We start from the raw sequence: 14,031 nt of genomic DNA, 5'->3' as shown, positions 1-14,031 counted from the left end.
GGAAGGCATGGTTGGTCGCACTTCCAGAATTCCGGGTATGCCCCGGATGAACAACCTACTGAGAGATCACAGCTAGCTCGGCTGCTCCGCCACGCGGGCCAGGGGAAACAGGCGCTTGAAGTTGGCGGTGGTCTGCCTGGCGAAGGCCTCGAAGTCCTCGCCGCGCAGCTCGGCGAGAAAGCGCGCGACCTCGGCGACGTACTGCGGCAGGTTGGCCTTGCCACGGTGCGGTACCGGCGCGAGGTACGGCGAGTCGGTCTCGACCAGCAGGCGGTCGGCCGGTACCCGGCGCGCCACGTCGCGCAGCGCCTCGGCATTGCGGAAGGTGACGATGCCCGACAGCGAGATGTAGAAGCCCAGGTCCAGCGCCGCACGCGCCATGTCCCAGTCCTCGGTGAAGCAATGCAGCACGCCGGCCTGGGGCAGCGCCGCCTCGCGCAGCAGCGCCAGGGTGTCGGCACGCGCCTCGCGGGTATGCACGATCACCGGTTTGCCGGTCTGCCGCGCCGCCTCGAGATGCAGGCCGAAGGAGGCCTGCTGCAGCGCTGCCGCCTGCGGCTCGTAGTGGTAGTCCAGGCCGGTCTCGCCGATGGCCACCACGCGCGGGTGTTCGAGCTCGGCGAGCAGCCAGTCCAGGGCCAGCTGCTCGCCGGGTTGCAGGTCCAGCGGGTGGATGCCGACGGAGCAATCGACATCGGCATAGCGCTCGGCGATCGCCTTGACCGCCGCGGCATTCTCGGCGCTGACGCCGATGCAGAGGAAATGGCCAACCCCGCAGGCGCGGGCCGCGTGCAGCGCGGCATCCAGGGAGCCGTCGTGCTGGGCCAGGTCGAGCCGGTCGAGGTGGCAGTGGGAATCTACGAGCATGGACAGACCGCTTTGTACGTCAAAAGCGGCGATTGTACGGCAGGCCGGGCCCGCCGCGGGGGGTTTACATGGTGTGGGTCGGACGGTCGGATTTCAGCGCGCCGGCCAGGTAGGTCTCGATCTTGTTGCGCGCCGTCGCATCGCCATCGTTGAACTGCACGCCGATGCCGGCAGCCCGATTGCCCTGCGCGCCCTTGGGCGTGATCCACACCACCTTGCCAGCCACCGGGATCTTCTCCGGCTCGTCCATCAGGTTGAGCAGCATGAAGACCTCGTCGCCGAGCTTGTAGCTCTTGTTGGTCGGAATGAACAGGCCGCCGTGCTTGATGAAGGGCATGTAGGCGGCGTACAGCACCGACTTGTCCTTGATCGTCAGCGAGAGGATTCCATTTCGCGGGCCGAGATTCGCAGGGAGGCTCATGCGGTATTCCTTGCTACGTAGACGGTCGATTCTATCTGCTGCCTGGCAGACTTGCCCACCGCACCAGCAGCGCTTCGAGAAGCAAGACACGATTGAGGTTAGCCTTGCCCAGCACTTTCTGGCGCTGTTCCAGCAGCCAGGCCTGGATATCCAGCACCGCGCCGCGCGATGCCTTGCCGGCCAGGTACGGCAGTACCTTCTGCATATCGGCCGCGCCCAGCGCTTCTTCATCACCGGTCATCTGGTAGCGCAGCAACAGCAGCGCCCACTCGCAGAACCAGTCGAACAGCAGCGGCAGCGGCACGGCGTTCCAGCTTTCGGCCAGCTGGCTCGGCCCTGCCTGCTGCTTGAGCAGCTTCTTCACCCCTTCGACCACCTGGGCACGCTGCTCGAGCGCGCCTTGTTCGTGTAGGTGCGCGGCGCGCAGTGGCGAGTTGCCGGCCAAGGCGAGCAGCTCGCGCCGCGCCTCCTCCGGTATTTGCGGAAGACGCGCCGCCAGCCACTCGAGGCTCTGCGCAAGGCTCGGCAACGGGCAGGCCTGCTGCACGCAGCGGCTCTTGATGGTCGGCAGCAGGCGGCTTGGCTGGTGGCTGATCAGCAGCAGCACGGTATCGCCGGAAGGCTCTTCCAGGCTCTTGAGCAGGGCGTTGGCGGCGTTCAGGTTCATCGCCTCGGCCGGCTCGAGCAGCACCACCTTGCGCCCGCCGAGCTGTGCGGTCTGGGTCACGAAGCCGACCAGTTCGCGCACCTGATCGACCCGGATGGCCTTGTCCGCCTCCTCCGGCTCGAGCACGAAGTGGTCCGGGTGGGTCTGGGCGGCAAGCAGGTGGCAGCTCTTGCACTGGCCGCAGGCCTGCATTCCGGTCGGTGCCTGGCACAGCAGCAGCGCCATCAGGCGTTCGGCGAACAGCCGCTTGCCGATCCCCGCCGGCCCGTGCAGCAGGTAGGCATGGGCATGCTGGCTGCGCCCGGCCAGCTGTCGCCAGACTTGCTGCTGCCAGGGCAGCGCGTCAGCCATGGGTGCGCTCCAGCAGTTGTGGCAGCAGCGCAGCGATGTCCCGCTGGACCTGCTCGAGTGGCTGCGCCGCGTCCAGCACGCGATAACGCTCCGGTGCCTGTTCGGCCCGCTGCAGGTAGGCGTGGCGCACCGCCTCGAAGAACGCCAGGTCTTCCTGCTCGAAGCGATCCAGCCGGCCGCGTGCCGCCGCGCGGGCCAGCCCGACCGCTACCGGCAGGTCGAACACCAGGACCAGGTCCGGGCGCAACGCCCCCTGGACGAAGGTCTCGAGCAGCGCGATGCGCTCGTTCGGCAGGCCGCGGCCGCCACCCTGGTAGGCATAGGTGGCATCGGTGAAGCGATCGCAGAGCACCACCGCGCCGCGCGCCAGCGCCGGGCGGATGACCGCCTGCAGGTGCTGCGCCCGAGCGGCGAACACCAGCAGCAACTCGGTATCGCTGGCCATGACTTCCTCGGCCGGAGTCAGCAGCAGCTCGCGAATACGCTCGGCCAGCGGCGTACCGCCGGGTTCACGGGTCAGCACCACCTCGACGCCGGCCCCGCGCAGCAGTTCGGCCAGGTAGTCTCGATTGGTGCTCTTGCCGGCCCCTTCGGGGCCTTCGAGGGTAATGAAAAGACCGCTCACTGGGTTTCCTCGCTGGCCGCCGGCGCCGGTTTCGGTGCCGGGCTGGAACGGTAGTCGGCCCGACGCTTCAGCTGGTACTGCCGCACGGCGCGGTTGTGCGCTTCCAGCGTCTCGCTGAAGACATGGCTGCCGTCGCCGCGGGCCACGAAGTACAGGCTCTTGCCAGGCACGGGGTTGAGCGCAGCATGGATGGCTTCGCGGCCGACCATCGCGATGGGCGTGGGCGGCAGGCCGGCGGTGGTGTAGGTGTTGTACGGCGTCGGCGTACGCAGGTCGTTGCGGGTGATGCGCCCGCGATAGCGCTCGCCCATGCCGTAGATCACCGTCGGATCGGTCTGCAGCAGCATGCCGCGCTCCAGGCGACGCACGAACACGCCGGCGATCTCGCCTCGCTCGTGCGGGACACCGGTCTCCTTCTCGATGATCGACGCCATCACCAGCGCCTGGTAGGCGTCCTGGTACGGCAGGCCTTCGGCACGCCTGTCCCATTCCTCCTGAAGGACGCCATCCAGGCGAGCCGATGCGCGCTTGAGCAGGTCCAGGTCGCTGGTGCCGCGGGTGTAGTGGTAGGTATCGGGAAAGAACTGCCCCTCGGGATGGCGCTCGGGCTTGCCGAGCCGGACCATCAGTTCGGCGTCCGGAACACCGTCCAGCGCCTGCTCCAGCTTCGGCTGCCCACGCAGCGCCGCGCGCAGTTGGCGGAAGTTCCAGCCCTCGACCAGGGTGAAGCTGTACTGCACCACTTCGCCGCGGCGCCAGAGCTCGATCAGCTCGCGCACGGTCATGCCCGGCGTCAGCTGGTACTCACCGCTGTGCAGCGTCTGGCGTGAGAGATTGAGCCGCCAGTACAGGCGCAGCCAGAAGGCATCCTCGAGCAGCGCTTCGTTCTGCAGGCGCAGGAACAGGCCGCTCGGGGTATCGCCCGGCTCGACCTCGAGCAGCCGGGGCGCATCGAGCGCCAGCGGCTGGCCAAGCGCAGCATGCTGCTTCCACAGGGCGAAACCCAGCACGAGGCAGCCCAGCAGTGCCAGGCCCAGCAGGGCGAGGGAAATCTTGCGTATCACGGATCACTCGATGGTTCGGCGAGAACGGCCTGCAGTTTACGGGTCACCGGCCCGACCGGCCAGTGATGCCCGGCAAGCGCACGGACCGGCCAGATGCCGTAGAGGCTGTTGCAGGTGAAGACTTCCTCGGTCACCAGCAGCTCCTGGTAGTCGATGTCGCGGACCTCGACCGGCAGGCCGAGCGCCGGTGCCACGGATTCGATGATCTGCGCGCGCATCACCCCGGCGACCCCGCAGCGTGACAGCTCGGCGGTGAGCAGGCGGCCGCCGCGAACCAGGAACAGATTGCTGAAGACCCCCTCGACCACCCGACCGCCATGGTCGCGCATCAGCCCTTCGGCGAACGCCGGATCGCTCCATTCGGCCCGGGCCAAGACCTGTTCCAGGCGGTTCAGATGCTTCAGTCCGGCCAACAGCGGCTGTTCGGCCAGCCGGGTGGCGCAGGGAAACAGCTGGATGCCGTCGCGGGCATGGCTGGCCGGGTAGTCCGGCGCCGCCGAACCCAGCAGGATCCGGGTCGGCGCGGCCGTCGCGCTGGGTGCATAGCCACGCTGACCAGCGCCCCGGGTGACGATCAGCTTGGCAACGCCGGTGCCGAGCTCGGCAGCGAACTGGCGGACCTCGCCGGCAAGGGCATCCAGGTCGCAGGGAATGCGCAGCCGGCTGCAGCCCTGGCCAAGCCGCTGCAGGTGGCGTTCGAAGAGTTGCGGCTGACCGGCCGCGATCCGGATGGTCTCGAACAGGCCGTCGCCATAGGCCAGGCCTCTATCCTGAACGGACAGCACCTCGACGGGCTGCCCGTTCACCCGGCACAGGTTCACTCGCCGAACCGGCGGAACACCAGCGAACCGTTGGTGCCGCCGAAGCCGAACGAGTTGGACACGGCCACCTCGATCGGCAGCGGCTTGGCCTGATGCGGCACGAAGTCCAGGTCGCAGCCTTCGTCCGGGTTGTCCAGGTTGATCGTCGGCGGCGCCACCTGGTCGCGGATCGCTAGGATGCTGAAGATCGCCTCGACCGCGCCGGCGGCACCGAGCAGGTGTCCGACCATCGACTTGGTCGAACTGACCGACAGGCGATAGGCATGCTCGCCGAAGACATTGCGGATCGCCGCCGCCTCGGCCATGTCGCCGGCCGGCGTCGAGGTCCCGTGGGCGTTGATGTACTGCACCTGGTCGGCATTGATGCCGGCGTCCTTCAGCGCGCTCTTCATGCAGCGCGCCGCACCGGCGCCATCGTCCGGCGGCGAGGTCATGTGGAAGGCGTCGGCGCTCATGCCGAAACCGATGACCTCGGCATAGATGGTCGCGCCGCGCGCCTTGGCGTACTCCAGCTCCTCGAGAACCAGCGCGCCGGCGCCGTCGGAGAGCACGAAGCCATCGCGATCACGATCCCAGGGCCGGCTGGCGGCAGTCGGGTCGTCGTTGCGCGTCGAGAGCGCGCGCGCCGCCGCGAAGCCGCCGATGCCCAGGCCGCAGGCTGCCATCTCCGAACCGCCGGCGACCATCACGTCGGCCTCGCCATAGGCGATGTTGCGCGCAGCCATGCCGATGCAGTGGGTGCCGGTGGTACAGGCCGTGGCAATGGCGTAGTTCGGCCCCTGCAGGCCCAGGTGAATGGACAGGAAGCCGGAGATCATGTTGATGATCGAGCCGGGGACGAAGAACGGCGAGATACGCCGCGGCCCCTGGTCGATGAGGGCCCGGCAACTGTTCTCGATGTTGGTCAGGCCACCGATGCCAGAGCCCATGGCCACACCGATGCGCTCACGATTGGCATCGGTGATCTCCAGCCCGGAATCACGCACCGCCTGGAAGCTCGCCGCCAGGCCGTACTGGATGAACAGGTCGAGCTTGCGCGCCTCCTTGGCGGGCAGGTACTGCTCCACCTCGAACCCCTTGATCGAGCCGCCGAAACGGGTCGAATAGGCGGACAGATCCGTATGCTCGATCAGGCCGATACCGCTGCGACCGGCCAGAATGCCCTGCCAGCTGCTCGGCACATCGTTACCCAGCGGCGAAACCATGCCCATACCGGTAACCACGACGCGTCTACGCGACACAGCAAACTCTCCTATACCTTGCGTTACTAGGAGCCATGGCGAGCGCGTCCCCATGGCCGCTATCCCGGCCCGTTCGGGCAGCCTGTCTTGGATAGCTCATCAAAGAAAAGCCGCACTACCTCGTACAAGGCAGTGCGGCTTTCCTTCGCTCGAAGCGGGATTACAACTTACTGCGCGTGGGCGTTGATGTAATCGATGGCTTCTTGAACGGTAGTGATCTTTTCTGCTTGCTCGTCCGGAATTTCGGTCTCGAATTCCTCTTCCAGAGCCATTACCAGCTCGACGGTGTCAAGAGAATCGGCACCCAGGTCTTCGACGAAGGAAGCGCTGTTGGTGACTTCCTCTTCTTTAACGCCAAGTTGCTCGGCAACGATTTTCTTGACGCGTTCTTCGATGGTGCTCATACCTTGTTTTCACTCCTATGGAAAAATCAGGCAGCTGGTCTGCTCGGTAGTGTATAGAAAGCGTTTTCCGCTTTTCAAGCTGGAAGCAGGCAAGCATGGACCCACCTCCAGCCATCTGTCCATCTCTTTGCCACGCTGGCGGGCGAAACAAAGACAGCCCTATGACTGTCGCCCCAGGCGCGGCGTCACACTCAGCTCATGTACATCCCGCCGTTGACCGGCACGGTCGCGCCGGTCACGTACGCCGCGCCGTCCGAAGCCAGGAAGGCCACGACCTTGGCGATTTCCTCGGCCTGGCCGAGGCGTCCCAGCGGAATCTGGCCGAGCAGTGCATCGCGCTGCGCTTCGGGAAGCTCGCGAGTCATGTCGGTGTCGATGAAGCCCGGCGCCACCGAGTTCACGGTGATGCCACGCGAACCGACCTCACGTGCCAGCGCCCGGCCGAATCCTTCGAGCCCTGCCTTGGCGGCGGCGTAGTTTACCTGGCCGGCGTTGCCCATGGCACCAACCACCGAACCGATATTGATGATCCGCCCCCAGCGCGCCTTGGTCATGCCCTTGAGGACCGCCTTGGTCAGGCGGTACAGGCTGTTGAGGTTGGTATTGATGACGTCGTGCCACTCGTCGTCCTTCATGCGCAGCATCAGGTTGTCGCGAGTGATACCGGCATTGTTGACCAGGATGGCCGGCTGGCCGAGGTGCTGCTGGATGTGCTCCAGCGTGGTGCGCACCGACTCGTCGTTGCCGACGTCGAGCACCAGCCCGGCACCTTCGATGCCGTTGTTCTTGAGGGTCTCGGCGATGCGCTCGGCACCGGCAGGAGAGGTGGCGGTGCCGATGACGATCGCACCCTGGCGACCCAGCTCCAGCGCGATGGCCTGGCCGATCCCACGCGTTGCACCGGTGACCAGCGCGACCTTGCCTTGCAGACTCATTGTGTTCTCCTTGTTCACGCCAGCGCCTGACGGGCCGCAGCGAAAGATTCGGGGGTATCCAGATTGTAGGTGTTGAGGCCCTTGACGCAGCGCTTGTTGAGACCGGAAAGCACCTTGCCCGGCCCGCACTCGACGACATCGGTCACCCCGCGTTCACCGAGGGCGACCATCGACTCGACCCAGCGAACCGGGCTGTAGAGCTGCGCCAGCAGATCGGTCTTGAGTGTATCCAGGTCGGCGACGACCGCGGCACTGACGTTCTGTACCAGCGGAATCTGCGGCGCCTGCCAGGCGACGGCGGCCACCGACTCGGCAAAGCGCTCGGCAGCAGGGCGCATCAGCGCGCAATGCGACGGCACGCTGACCGGCAGCGCCATGGCCCGCTTCGCGCCGCGCGCCTTGCACGCATCGATCGCCCGCTCCACGGCGGCCGCGCTACCGGCGATCACCACCTGGCCCGGCGCATTGAAGTTCACCGCGCTGACCACCTCGCCCTGCGCAGCCTCGGCACAGGCAGCCAGCACATCGGCATCTTCCAGGCCGAGGATCGCCGCCATGCCGCCCTGCCCGGCCGGTACCGCCTGCTGCATCAGCTGCCCGCGAAGCTCGACGAGCTTGACCGCATCGACGAAGGACAGGCTGCCGGCGGCGACCAGCGCCGAGTACTCGCCGAGGCTGTGCCCGGCGACGAATGCCGGACGCGCCCCACCTTCGGCCAGCCACAGGCGCCACAGGGCGACCGAAGCCGTCAGGATGGCGGGCTGGGTCTTGTCGGTCTGGTTGAGCTGCTCTTCCGGACCCTGTTGCGTCAGCGCCCAGAGATCGTAGCCGAGCGCCGCGGAGGCTTCGGCGAAGGTATCGCGGACAACGGCTTGCTGGCTGCCGAGTTCCGACAGCATGCCCAGAGACTGGGAGCCCTGCCCGGGGAAGACGAAAGCGAGTGATGCAGACATGTGCGACTCTCTTGTGGTTCTGAATGAATGCGCCTGCTGGCAGACACAGCGATTTCAGTTGGATGGTGGCCCACCGGGAGCGGTCACATCCACCCCCGGCCGAGGCGCACCCAGCAGCGGATCGAGATGTCCGCGCAGCAGACCCGGCAGGTCATGCTCGATATCAAGGGCAGCCCTGCGGATCGCAGCCTTGAAGCCCTCCTCGCCAGCCGCGCCATGGCTTTTCACGACGATGCCCTGCAAGCCGAGGAAGCTGGCGCCGTTGTAGCGCGCCGGCCGGAAGTCATCCCGCAATCGGCGCAGCAGCGGCAGCGCCAGGGCACCGACCAGGCGGCCGCGCCAGGAGGAGGTGAACAACGCCTGCACACGGGCCATGACCATTTCAGCCAGCCCCTCGCTGGACTTCAGCACCAGGTTGCCGACGAATCCGTCGCACACGGCCACATCAGTCTCGCCCCGGTAGAGGCCATCGCCCTCGATGAAGCCCTGGTAGTTCAGGCCGGGCGCCTGCTGCAGCAACAGGGCAGCGGCTTTCACCTGCTGGTTGCCCTTGACGTCCTCGACACCGACATTGAGCAGCGCGACGCGCGGATCGGCGATCCCCAGCGACTGCGCCGCGGCGGCACCCATGATGGCGAACTGGTAGAGCTGCTCGGGCTCGCTGTCGACATTGGCCCCCAGGTCCAGCAGCAGGCAGGAGCCGCGCAGGGTTGGCAGCGAGGTCGCCATCGCCGGGCGATCGATCCCGGGCAGGGTCTTGAGCACCTGTCGGGCGAGCGCCATCAGCGCTCCGGTGTTGCCGGCGCTGACGAACGCATCCGCCTGGCCATCGCGCAGCAGCTCGAGCGCCACGCGCATGGACGAACGCGGCTTGCCACGCAGCGCCTGGGCTGGCCGCTCGTCCATGCCGATTACCTCGTCGGCTTCGACGAGACGCAGGCGCGCACGATCGACCCGTGGGGAGCGAGCGATGAGTTCTTCTATGACGGAGAGTTGGCCGACGAGAGCCAGATGCAACGAGGGGTCTTCAGCCAGACAGGCAAGGCTGGCTGGAACAATGCAACGGGGACCGAAGTCCCCGCCCATTGCGTCGATCGCGATGACCGGAGCGGACAAGTTACTCGTCAGCGCCCTTGTCGATCACCTTGCGACCACGGTAGAAACCGTCCGGGGAGACGTGGTGGCGCAGGTGAACTTCACCGGTGCTCTTTTCCACGGACAGGGCGTTCGCCTCGAGCGCGTCGTGGGAACGGCGCATGTCACGGGCGGAACGGGATTTTTTGTTCTGCTGAACAGCCATTTTGGATCAACTCCTAAACGTTTGGGTCACGCTTTAACTGCGCCAGAACGCTGAACGGGTTGGACCGCGTCACCTCGTCCTCACTCGACTCGGGCTCTTCGAGCCCAGCCGGCGGCTGGCAAATTTCAGGGTCATGGAGTGGAACAATCGGCAGAGCAAGCAAGAGCTCGTCCTCGATCAACGCCTGAAGATCCAACGGATCCTCTCCCACTTCCAGTACGTCATATTCCCGGGGAAGATGGTCACTGCTCGCGCCTTCGTTCACGACTGCGTAGCTGCATTCGCTGTGTACAGGCAGCACAACCGCCCCCAGACAACGCTGGCATATCATCTTGACCTCAACGTCCAGCTCGCTGCGAATAACCAGGGCACGCTGCTCATCACGCCCGAAGGAAAAACGGGCATGAACGAGGCCTTGGTCATCCTCCAGCGCATCGGTGAGCCGCTTCAGCTGCTGCAGCTTCAAGTCGCCCTCGAGAACAACGTCTCGATCGGCCAGCTTGCGCGGGTCAACGTACGGAGGTATCGGTCCTTTCAACATAAGCGCGGCATTCTAGGGTCGCGCCTTGCGACTGTCAAAGGAATTCCAACCGCGCCGACCGAGAGGCATGCAGCAGCGGCGAGAGTCCTATATAAGGAAGAAAAACTGCCGGAGCCACCATGCACCCCCTGCTTCTCGCCTCGAGCTCGCCCTACCGCCGCGAACTACTGGAACGACTGGGCCTGCCTTTCGAATGCAGCTCACCGGATATTGACGAAACCCGGCAACCGGACGAGCCGGCCGAACGACTTGTCCGCCGACTGGCAGCGGAGAAGGCTTGCGCACTCGCGCACCTTCATCCGAACCGCCTCATCATCGGCTCCGACCAGGTCGCCACTCTCGGCGATACCGTGCTCGGCAAGCCCGGCAGCCACCAACAGGCCACTCGGCAACTGCTTGCCGCCAGCGGCCGCTCGGTCCGCTTCCTGACCGGCCTTGCCCTGCTCGACAGCGCCAGCGGACAACTGCAGGTCGATTGCATCCCCTTTATCGTCCACTTCCGCGAGCTGAGCACACAACAGATCGAACGCTACCTGCAGCGCGACAAACCCTACGACTGCGCCGGCAGCTTCAAGGCCGAAGGCCTGGGCGTCACGCTATTCCGCGCGACCGAGGGCAGCGATGCCACCAGCCTGATCGGACTGCCACTGATCCGCCTGACGGACATGCTCATCGCAGCAGGCATCGAACTCCCCTGAGAGAGCTCAGCGCAGGGCTGGCGCAGAAAGCCCGGTCAGCATCGCCAGCCTTTCCGCCACCCCCGCCCCCAGCTTCTTGCTGAAGCGATCCAGCGGGGACTCCTTCACCGTGAAGTCGGCCAGCTCGGGCTCGCCGACCACCTCGCGCGCAACGTAGGACGTACTGCCCAGACCATCGATCAGGCCCAACTCGAGCGCCTGCTCGCCAGACCAGACAAGACCGGAAAACAGCTCCGGATGCTCGCCGTCGTGCAGTCGATCACCACGCCCCTTCTTGACGCTATCGATGAACTGACGATGGGTGGTGGCCAGCACGCCCTGCCAGAACTCCGTCTCTTCGCGCTTCTGCGGCTGGAACGGATCGAGGAAGGCCTTGTGCTCGCCCGAGGTATAGACGCGCCGCTCGACCCCGAGCCGCTGCATCGCATCGACAAAGCCGAAGGTGGCCGCCGTCACGCCAATGGAGCCGACCAGGCTCGATTTGTCGGCGTAGATTTCGTCCGCCGCACTGGCGATGTAGTAGGCACCGGACGCCCCCAGATCGGAAATCACCGCATAGAGCCTGATCTGCGGATACTCGCCACGCAGGCGGCGGATTTCGTCATAGATATAACCCGACTGCACGGGACTGCCACCCGGACTGTTGATGCGCAGGATCACGCCCTTGGTGTTCGGATCCTTGAATGCCGCGCGCAGCGCCCCGACCACGTTGTCCGCACTGGCGGACTCCTGGTCGGCAATGGTGCCGCGCACATCGATGACGGCCGTATGGCTCGAGCTGCGCGCCTTGTTCTCACCGAACTGCATGAGCGGCGAGAACACCAGCAAGGCGCCGAACAGGTAGGCGAAGGTCAGCAGCTTGAAGAAAATACCCCAGCGTCGGGCACGGCGCTGCTCCTGCACCCCGGCCAGCAGGGTCTTTTCCAGCAGTTTCCAGCTATTGCGCTCCTCCTTGTCACCCTCCGAAGGAGCCTTCCATTCGTCAGCCATGCCTTTCTACTCCTGTCGAGCCAGCCAGTCGTCCAGCTCGGAAAACTCATCTATGACCAAACGCGGGCGCCACGCCTGCAGCACATCCGCAGCCTGGGCACCGTAGCTCACGGCCACGCCATCCACGCCGGCCCGCTGCGCCATCTGCATATCAAACACCGAATCCCCGACCATCAGGGCCTGCCCAGGCTGCCGCCCGGTGAACGCGAGGATCTCGTTGACCATGAGAGGATCGGGCTTGCCGGCCGTTTCGTCCGCACAGCGCGTCACATCGAAGAAATCCTGCCAGCGCTGCCCTGCCAGAACGCGATCGAGTCCGCGCCGCCCCTTGCCAGTGGCGACGGCAAGCAGGTAGCCACGCTCGCGCAACCGGAGCAGCGTCTCGGCAACTCCCGGATAGAGCGCCGAAGGCTCGGCCTCGAGCGCCAGGTAATGATCGCTGTAGCGCTCGCGGAAGCGCTCCTGCAGCGCGGCATCATCACCCGCCTCCGGATGCAGCACCTGGAACGCCTCGCCCAGCGACAAGCCGATGATGCCGCGCACCGCATCGTCCGACTGGCGCTCGAGGCCACAGGCGCCGGCAGCGACATGCATCGAGGCAACGATCCTGCCGATCGAGTCGACCAGCGTCCCATCCCAGTCGAAGATCAGTACCGGATAACGCTTACTCACCCAGGCGCTCCAGGGTTCGGGCCCACATCTCGTCCACCGGCGCCTCGAGCGCCAGCTCGCCGCCCTCGGGAAGCGGCACGCGAAGCGCATAGGCATGCAGGAACAGCCGCTTGCCGCCAAGCTCGCGAACGACGCGCGAGAATTCCTCGTCACCGTACTTGCTGTCTCCGGCTATACCGTGCCCGGCATGCCGCGCATGTACCCGGATCTGATGGGTACGCCCGGTCACCGGCTTGGCCTCCACCAAGGTCGCGAAATCGCCGAAGCGGCGCAGCACGCGGAACAACGTCAGCGCCTCCTTGCCCTCTTCCGACACCTCGACCATGCGCTCGCCCGAGCGCAGCGTGTTCTTCTGCAACGCAGCGCTGACCTGCTTCTTCGAGGCTTCCCAGCGCCCCCGCACCAGCGCCAGGTAGCGCTTGTCGACGCCATCGCCACGCAGGGCCTGGTGCAGATGACGCAGCATGCTGCGCTTCTTGGCGATCATCAGCAGGCCGGAGGTGTCCCGGTCCAGCCGATGGACAAGCTCGAGTTCCTTGGCCTCCGGGCGCAATTGCCGCAGCGCCTCGATCACGCCATAGCTGAGCCCGCTACCGCCGTGCACGGCGATGCCAGCCGGCTTATTGATCACGATCAGGGCCTTGTCTTCGTAGACGATGCTCGCCTCCAGGCGCGCCAGCAGACCCTGGGCCAGCGGCTCGGGCTCGTCGCGCTCGGCAAGGCGAAGCGGCGGAACCCGGACGACATCACCGGCCTGGAGCTTGTACTCCGGCTTGATGCGCCCCTTGTTCACGCGCACTTCGCCCTTGCGCAGGATGCGATAGATCAGCGTCTTGGGCACGCCACGAAGCTGGGCACGAAGGAAGTTGTCGATACGCTGGCCGGCAAGTTCCGGCGACACCTCGAGCAGCTGAACGCCGGAGGTCTGGGATGGGGTATTGGTCATCGCGGCATGATACCAATTTCGTCTATTTGAAGCACTCCGACATTGCTGTTATAGTCGCGAACGCCGCCAAAAGTGGCCAGTTCGGGATATATGCGATACGCCATCCCGACCTGCTGAGAAAAGTTCGAGGACGTGAGGCCGTCCGACGATCGCTCCCTGGTTGCAGGCAGAGGTCGAAACAAGCCTTGAAGACATTGACGCGTGCCCCCGACGGGGAATCGCGAATCGACAACCGCTCTGGATTCTGCGAGCGGCACCCGATTTTCAAAGTATGCGTGTTGGGTGGAGATGCACAGCCGCCGATGGCGTAGCAAAGGCTTCACAGACGCTTCGTTCCGTCCGCTACGGCAGCCGATTCCTCCTCCCCGCATTGCTTCTGTTCAGACAGCAAGCAGGAGACGTCGTCGCGACGCCGGCCCTTTCGGGCCTCACATCGCTAGACACTGGAGTGCCTTACAACCATTCCTGACGCACCTGACACCGACCGCGAGAGTCGTGTGTGCCGAACGTGGTTTCCGGACGTCACGGAAACCGA

Annotated in this window: 17 protein-coding genes; 1 reads left to right on the top strand and 16 read right to left on the bottom strand. The window is 65.6% G+C overall.

Translation table 11 applies throughout. The features are described 5' to 3' along the window. Positions 1–72: 72 nt before the first annotated feature. The 13 genes from L3N39_RS09420 to L3N39_RS09360 form a co-directional block, all read right to left on the bottom strand. A complete protein-coding gene (locus L3N39_RS09420) occupies positions 73–867 on the bottom strand; it encodes a TatD family hydrolase (RefSeq protein ID WP_237257061.1) in 795 nt (264 codons plus the stop codon). Between the two features lie 64 nt (positions 868–931). Then, positions 932–1,288, bottom strand: a complete 357-nt coding sequence (locus L3N39_RS09415) for a PilZ domain-containing protein (protein WP_237257060.1) — start codon at positions 1,286–1,288, stop codon at positions 932–934. Positions 1,289–1,319: 31 nt separating this feature from the next. Continuing rightward, entirely contained in the window at positions 1,320–2,306 is a 987-nt protein-coding gene (locus L3N39_RS09410) for a DNA polymerase III subunit delta' (RefSeq protein ID WP_237257059.1), read from the bottom strand. Continuing rightward, entirely contained in the window at positions 2,299–2,931 is a 633-nt protein-coding gene (gene tmk, locus L3N39_RS09405) for a dTMP kinase (RefSeq protein ID WP_237257058.1), read from the bottom strand. The genes L3N39_RS09410 and tmk overlap by 8 nt, the downstream gene beginning before the upstream one ends. After that, on the bottom strand, positions 2,928–3,995 hold the full coding sequence (gene mltG / locus L3N39_RS09400) for an endolytic transglycosylase MltG (RefSeq protein ID WP_237257057.1): 1,068 nt from the start codon (positions 3,993–3,995) through the stop codon (positions 2,928–2,930). The genes tmk and mltG overlap by 4 nt, the downstream gene beginning before the upstream one ends. Next, positions 3,992–4,816, bottom strand: a complete 825-nt coding sequence (gene pabC, locus L3N39_RS09395) for an aminodeoxychorismate lyase (RefSeq protein WP_431978016.1) — start codon at positions 4,814–4,816, stop codon at positions 3,992–3,994. Before pabC ends, mltG begins: the two co-directional genes overlap by 4 nt. Beyond that, a complete protein-coding gene (gene fabF, locus L3N39_RS09390) occupies positions 4,813–6,057 on the bottom strand; it encodes a beta-ketoacyl-ACP synthase II (RefSeq protein WP_237257056.1) in 1,245 nt (414 codons plus the stop codon). Before fabF ends, pabC begins: the two co-directional genes overlap by 4 nt. A gap of 167 nt (positions 6,058–6,224) precedes the next feature. Then, positions 6,225–6,461: an acyl carrier protein gene (gene acpP / locus L3N39_RS09385; protein ID WP_003283670.1), complete on the bottom strand. Its 237-nt coding sequence runs from the start codon at positions 6,459–6,461 to the stop codon at positions 6,225–6,227. 191 nt (positions 6,462–6,652) lie between these two features. Next, positions 6,653–7,396: a 3-oxoacyl-ACP reductase FabG gene (gene fabG, locus L3N39_RS09380; RefSeq protein ID WP_237257055.1), complete on the bottom strand. Its 744-nt coding sequence runs from the start codon at positions 7,394–7,396 to the stop codon at positions 6,653–6,655. 14 nt (positions 7,397–7,410) lie between these two features. Beyond that, positions 7,411–8,349 carry an ACP S-malonyltransferase gene (gene fabD / locus L3N39_RS09375; protein WP_237257054.1) on the bottom strand — a complete coding sequence of 313 codons (939 nt, stop codon included), beginning with the start codon at positions 8,347–8,349 and terminating at the stop codon, positions 7,411–7,413. 54 nt (positions 8,350–8,403) lie between these two features. After that, on the bottom strand, positions 8,404–9,465 hold the full coding sequence (plsX, locus tag L3N39_RS09370) for a phosphate acyltransferase PlsX (protein ID WP_237257053.1): 1,062 nt from the start codon (positions 9,463–9,465) through the stop codon (positions 8,404–8,406). A 1-nt stretch (position 9,466) separates the two neighbouring features. Next, positions 9,467–9,649 (bottom strand): 50S ribosomal protein L32, encoded by a 183-nt coding sequence (gene rpmF, locus L3N39_RS09365; RefSeq protein ID WP_041106089.1) that lies wholly within the window; start codon positions 9,647–9,649, stop codon positions 9,467–9,469. 13 nt (positions 9,650–9,662) lie between these two features. Beyond that, on the bottom strand, positions 9,663–10,190 hold the full coding sequence (locus L3N39_RS09360; protein WP_237257052.1) for a YceD family protein: 528 nt from the start codon (positions 10,188–10,190) through the stop codon (positions 9,663–9,665). Positions 10,191–10,309: 119 nt separating this feature from the next. Here L3N39_RS09360 and L3N39_RS09355 point away from each other — a divergent pair, with 119 nt between their 5' ends. Further along, a complete protein-coding gene (locus tag L3N39_RS09355; protein WP_237257051.1) occupies positions 10,310–10,888 on the top strand; it encodes a Maf family protein in 579 nt (192 codons plus the stop codon). 6 nt (positions 10,889–10,894) lie between these two features. Here L3N39_RS09355 and L3N39_RS09350 read toward each other — a convergent pair whose 3' ends face one another. Genes L3N39_RS09350 through rluC form a run of 3 tightly spaced genes read right to left on the bottom strand, consistent with a single transcriptional unit; the run spans position 10,895 to position 13,496 of the window. Continuing rightward, complete coding sequence (locus tag L3N39_RS09350) at positions 10,895–11,878, bottom strand: S49 family peptidase (RefSeq protein WP_237257050.1); 984 nt, start codon at positions 11,876–11,878, stop codon at positions 10,895–10,897. A gap of 6 nt (positions 11,879–11,884) precedes the next feature. Continuing rightward, entirely contained in the window at positions 11,885–12,550 is a 666-nt protein-coding gene (locus tag L3N39_RS09345) for an HAD-IA family hydrolase (RefSeq protein ID WP_237257049.1), read from the bottom strand. Next, a complete protein-coding gene (gene rluC, locus L3N39_RS09340; protein ID WP_237257048.1) occupies positions 12,543–13,496 on the bottom strand; it encodes a 23S rRNA pseudouridine(955/2504/2580) synthase RluC in 954 nt (317 codons plus the stop codon). Before rluC ends, L3N39_RS09345 begins: the two co-directional genes overlap by 8 nt. Positions 13,497–14,031 lie beyond the last annotated feature (535 nt).

It is taken from the genome of Pseudomonas oligotrophica (assembly GCF_021726475.1).
In the GTDB taxonomy this organism is placed as follows: domain Bacteria; phylum Pseudomonadota; class Gammaproteobacteria; order Pseudomonadales; family Pseudomonadaceae; genus Stutzerimonas; species Stutzerimonas oligotrophica.
Note: the sequence above shows the minus strand (reverse complement) of the source record. Positions and strands in the feature narration are given on the sequence as shown.

Bases quoted from the DNA above. Each gene is read 5' to 3' on its own strand.
- L3N39_RS09420 (WP_237257061.1), bottom strand. From the start codon at position 867: ATGCTCGTAGATTCCCACTGCCACCTCGACCGGCTCGACCTGGCCCAG.
- L3N39_RS09415 (WP_237257060.1), bottom strand. From the start codon at position 1,288: ATGAGCCTCCCTGCGAATCTCGGCCCGCGAAATGGAATCCTCTCGCTG.
- L3N39_RS09410 (WP_237257059.1), bottom strand. From the start codon at position 2,306: ATGGCTGACGCGCTGCCCTGGCAGCAGCAAGTCTGGCGACAGCTGGCC.
- acpP (WP_003283670.1), bottom strand. From the start codon at position 6,461: ATGAGCACCATCGAAGAACGCGTCAAGAAAATCGTTGCCGAGCAACTT.
- fabG (WP_237257055.1), bottom strand. From the start codon at position 7,396: ATGAGTCTGCAAGGCAAGGTCGCGCTGGTCACCGGTGCAACGCGTGGG.
- fabD (WP_237257054.1), bottom strand. From the start codon at position 8,349: ATGTCTGCATCACTCGCTTTCGTCTTCCCCGGGCAGGGCTCCCAGTCT.
- rpmF (WP_041106089.1), bottom strand. From the start codon at position 9,649: ATGGCTGTTCAGCAGAACAAAAAATCCCGTTCCGCCCGTGACATGCGC.
- L3N39_RS09360 (WP_237257052.1), bottom strand. From the start codon at position 10,190: ATGTTGAAAGGACCGATACCTCCGTACGTTGACCCGCGCAAGCTGGCC.
- L3N39_RS09355 (WP_237257051.1), top strand. From the start codon at position 10,310: ATGCACCCCCTGCTTCTCGCCTCGAGCTCGCCCTACCGCCGCGAACTA.
- L3N39_RS09350 (WP_237257050.1), bottom strand. From the start codon at position 11,878: ATGGCTGACGAATGGAAGGCTCCTTCGGAGGGTGACAAGGAGGAGCGC.
- rluC (WP_237257048.1), bottom strand. From the start codon at position 13,496: ATGACCAATACCCCATCCCAGACCTCCGGCGTTCAGCTGCTCGAGGTG.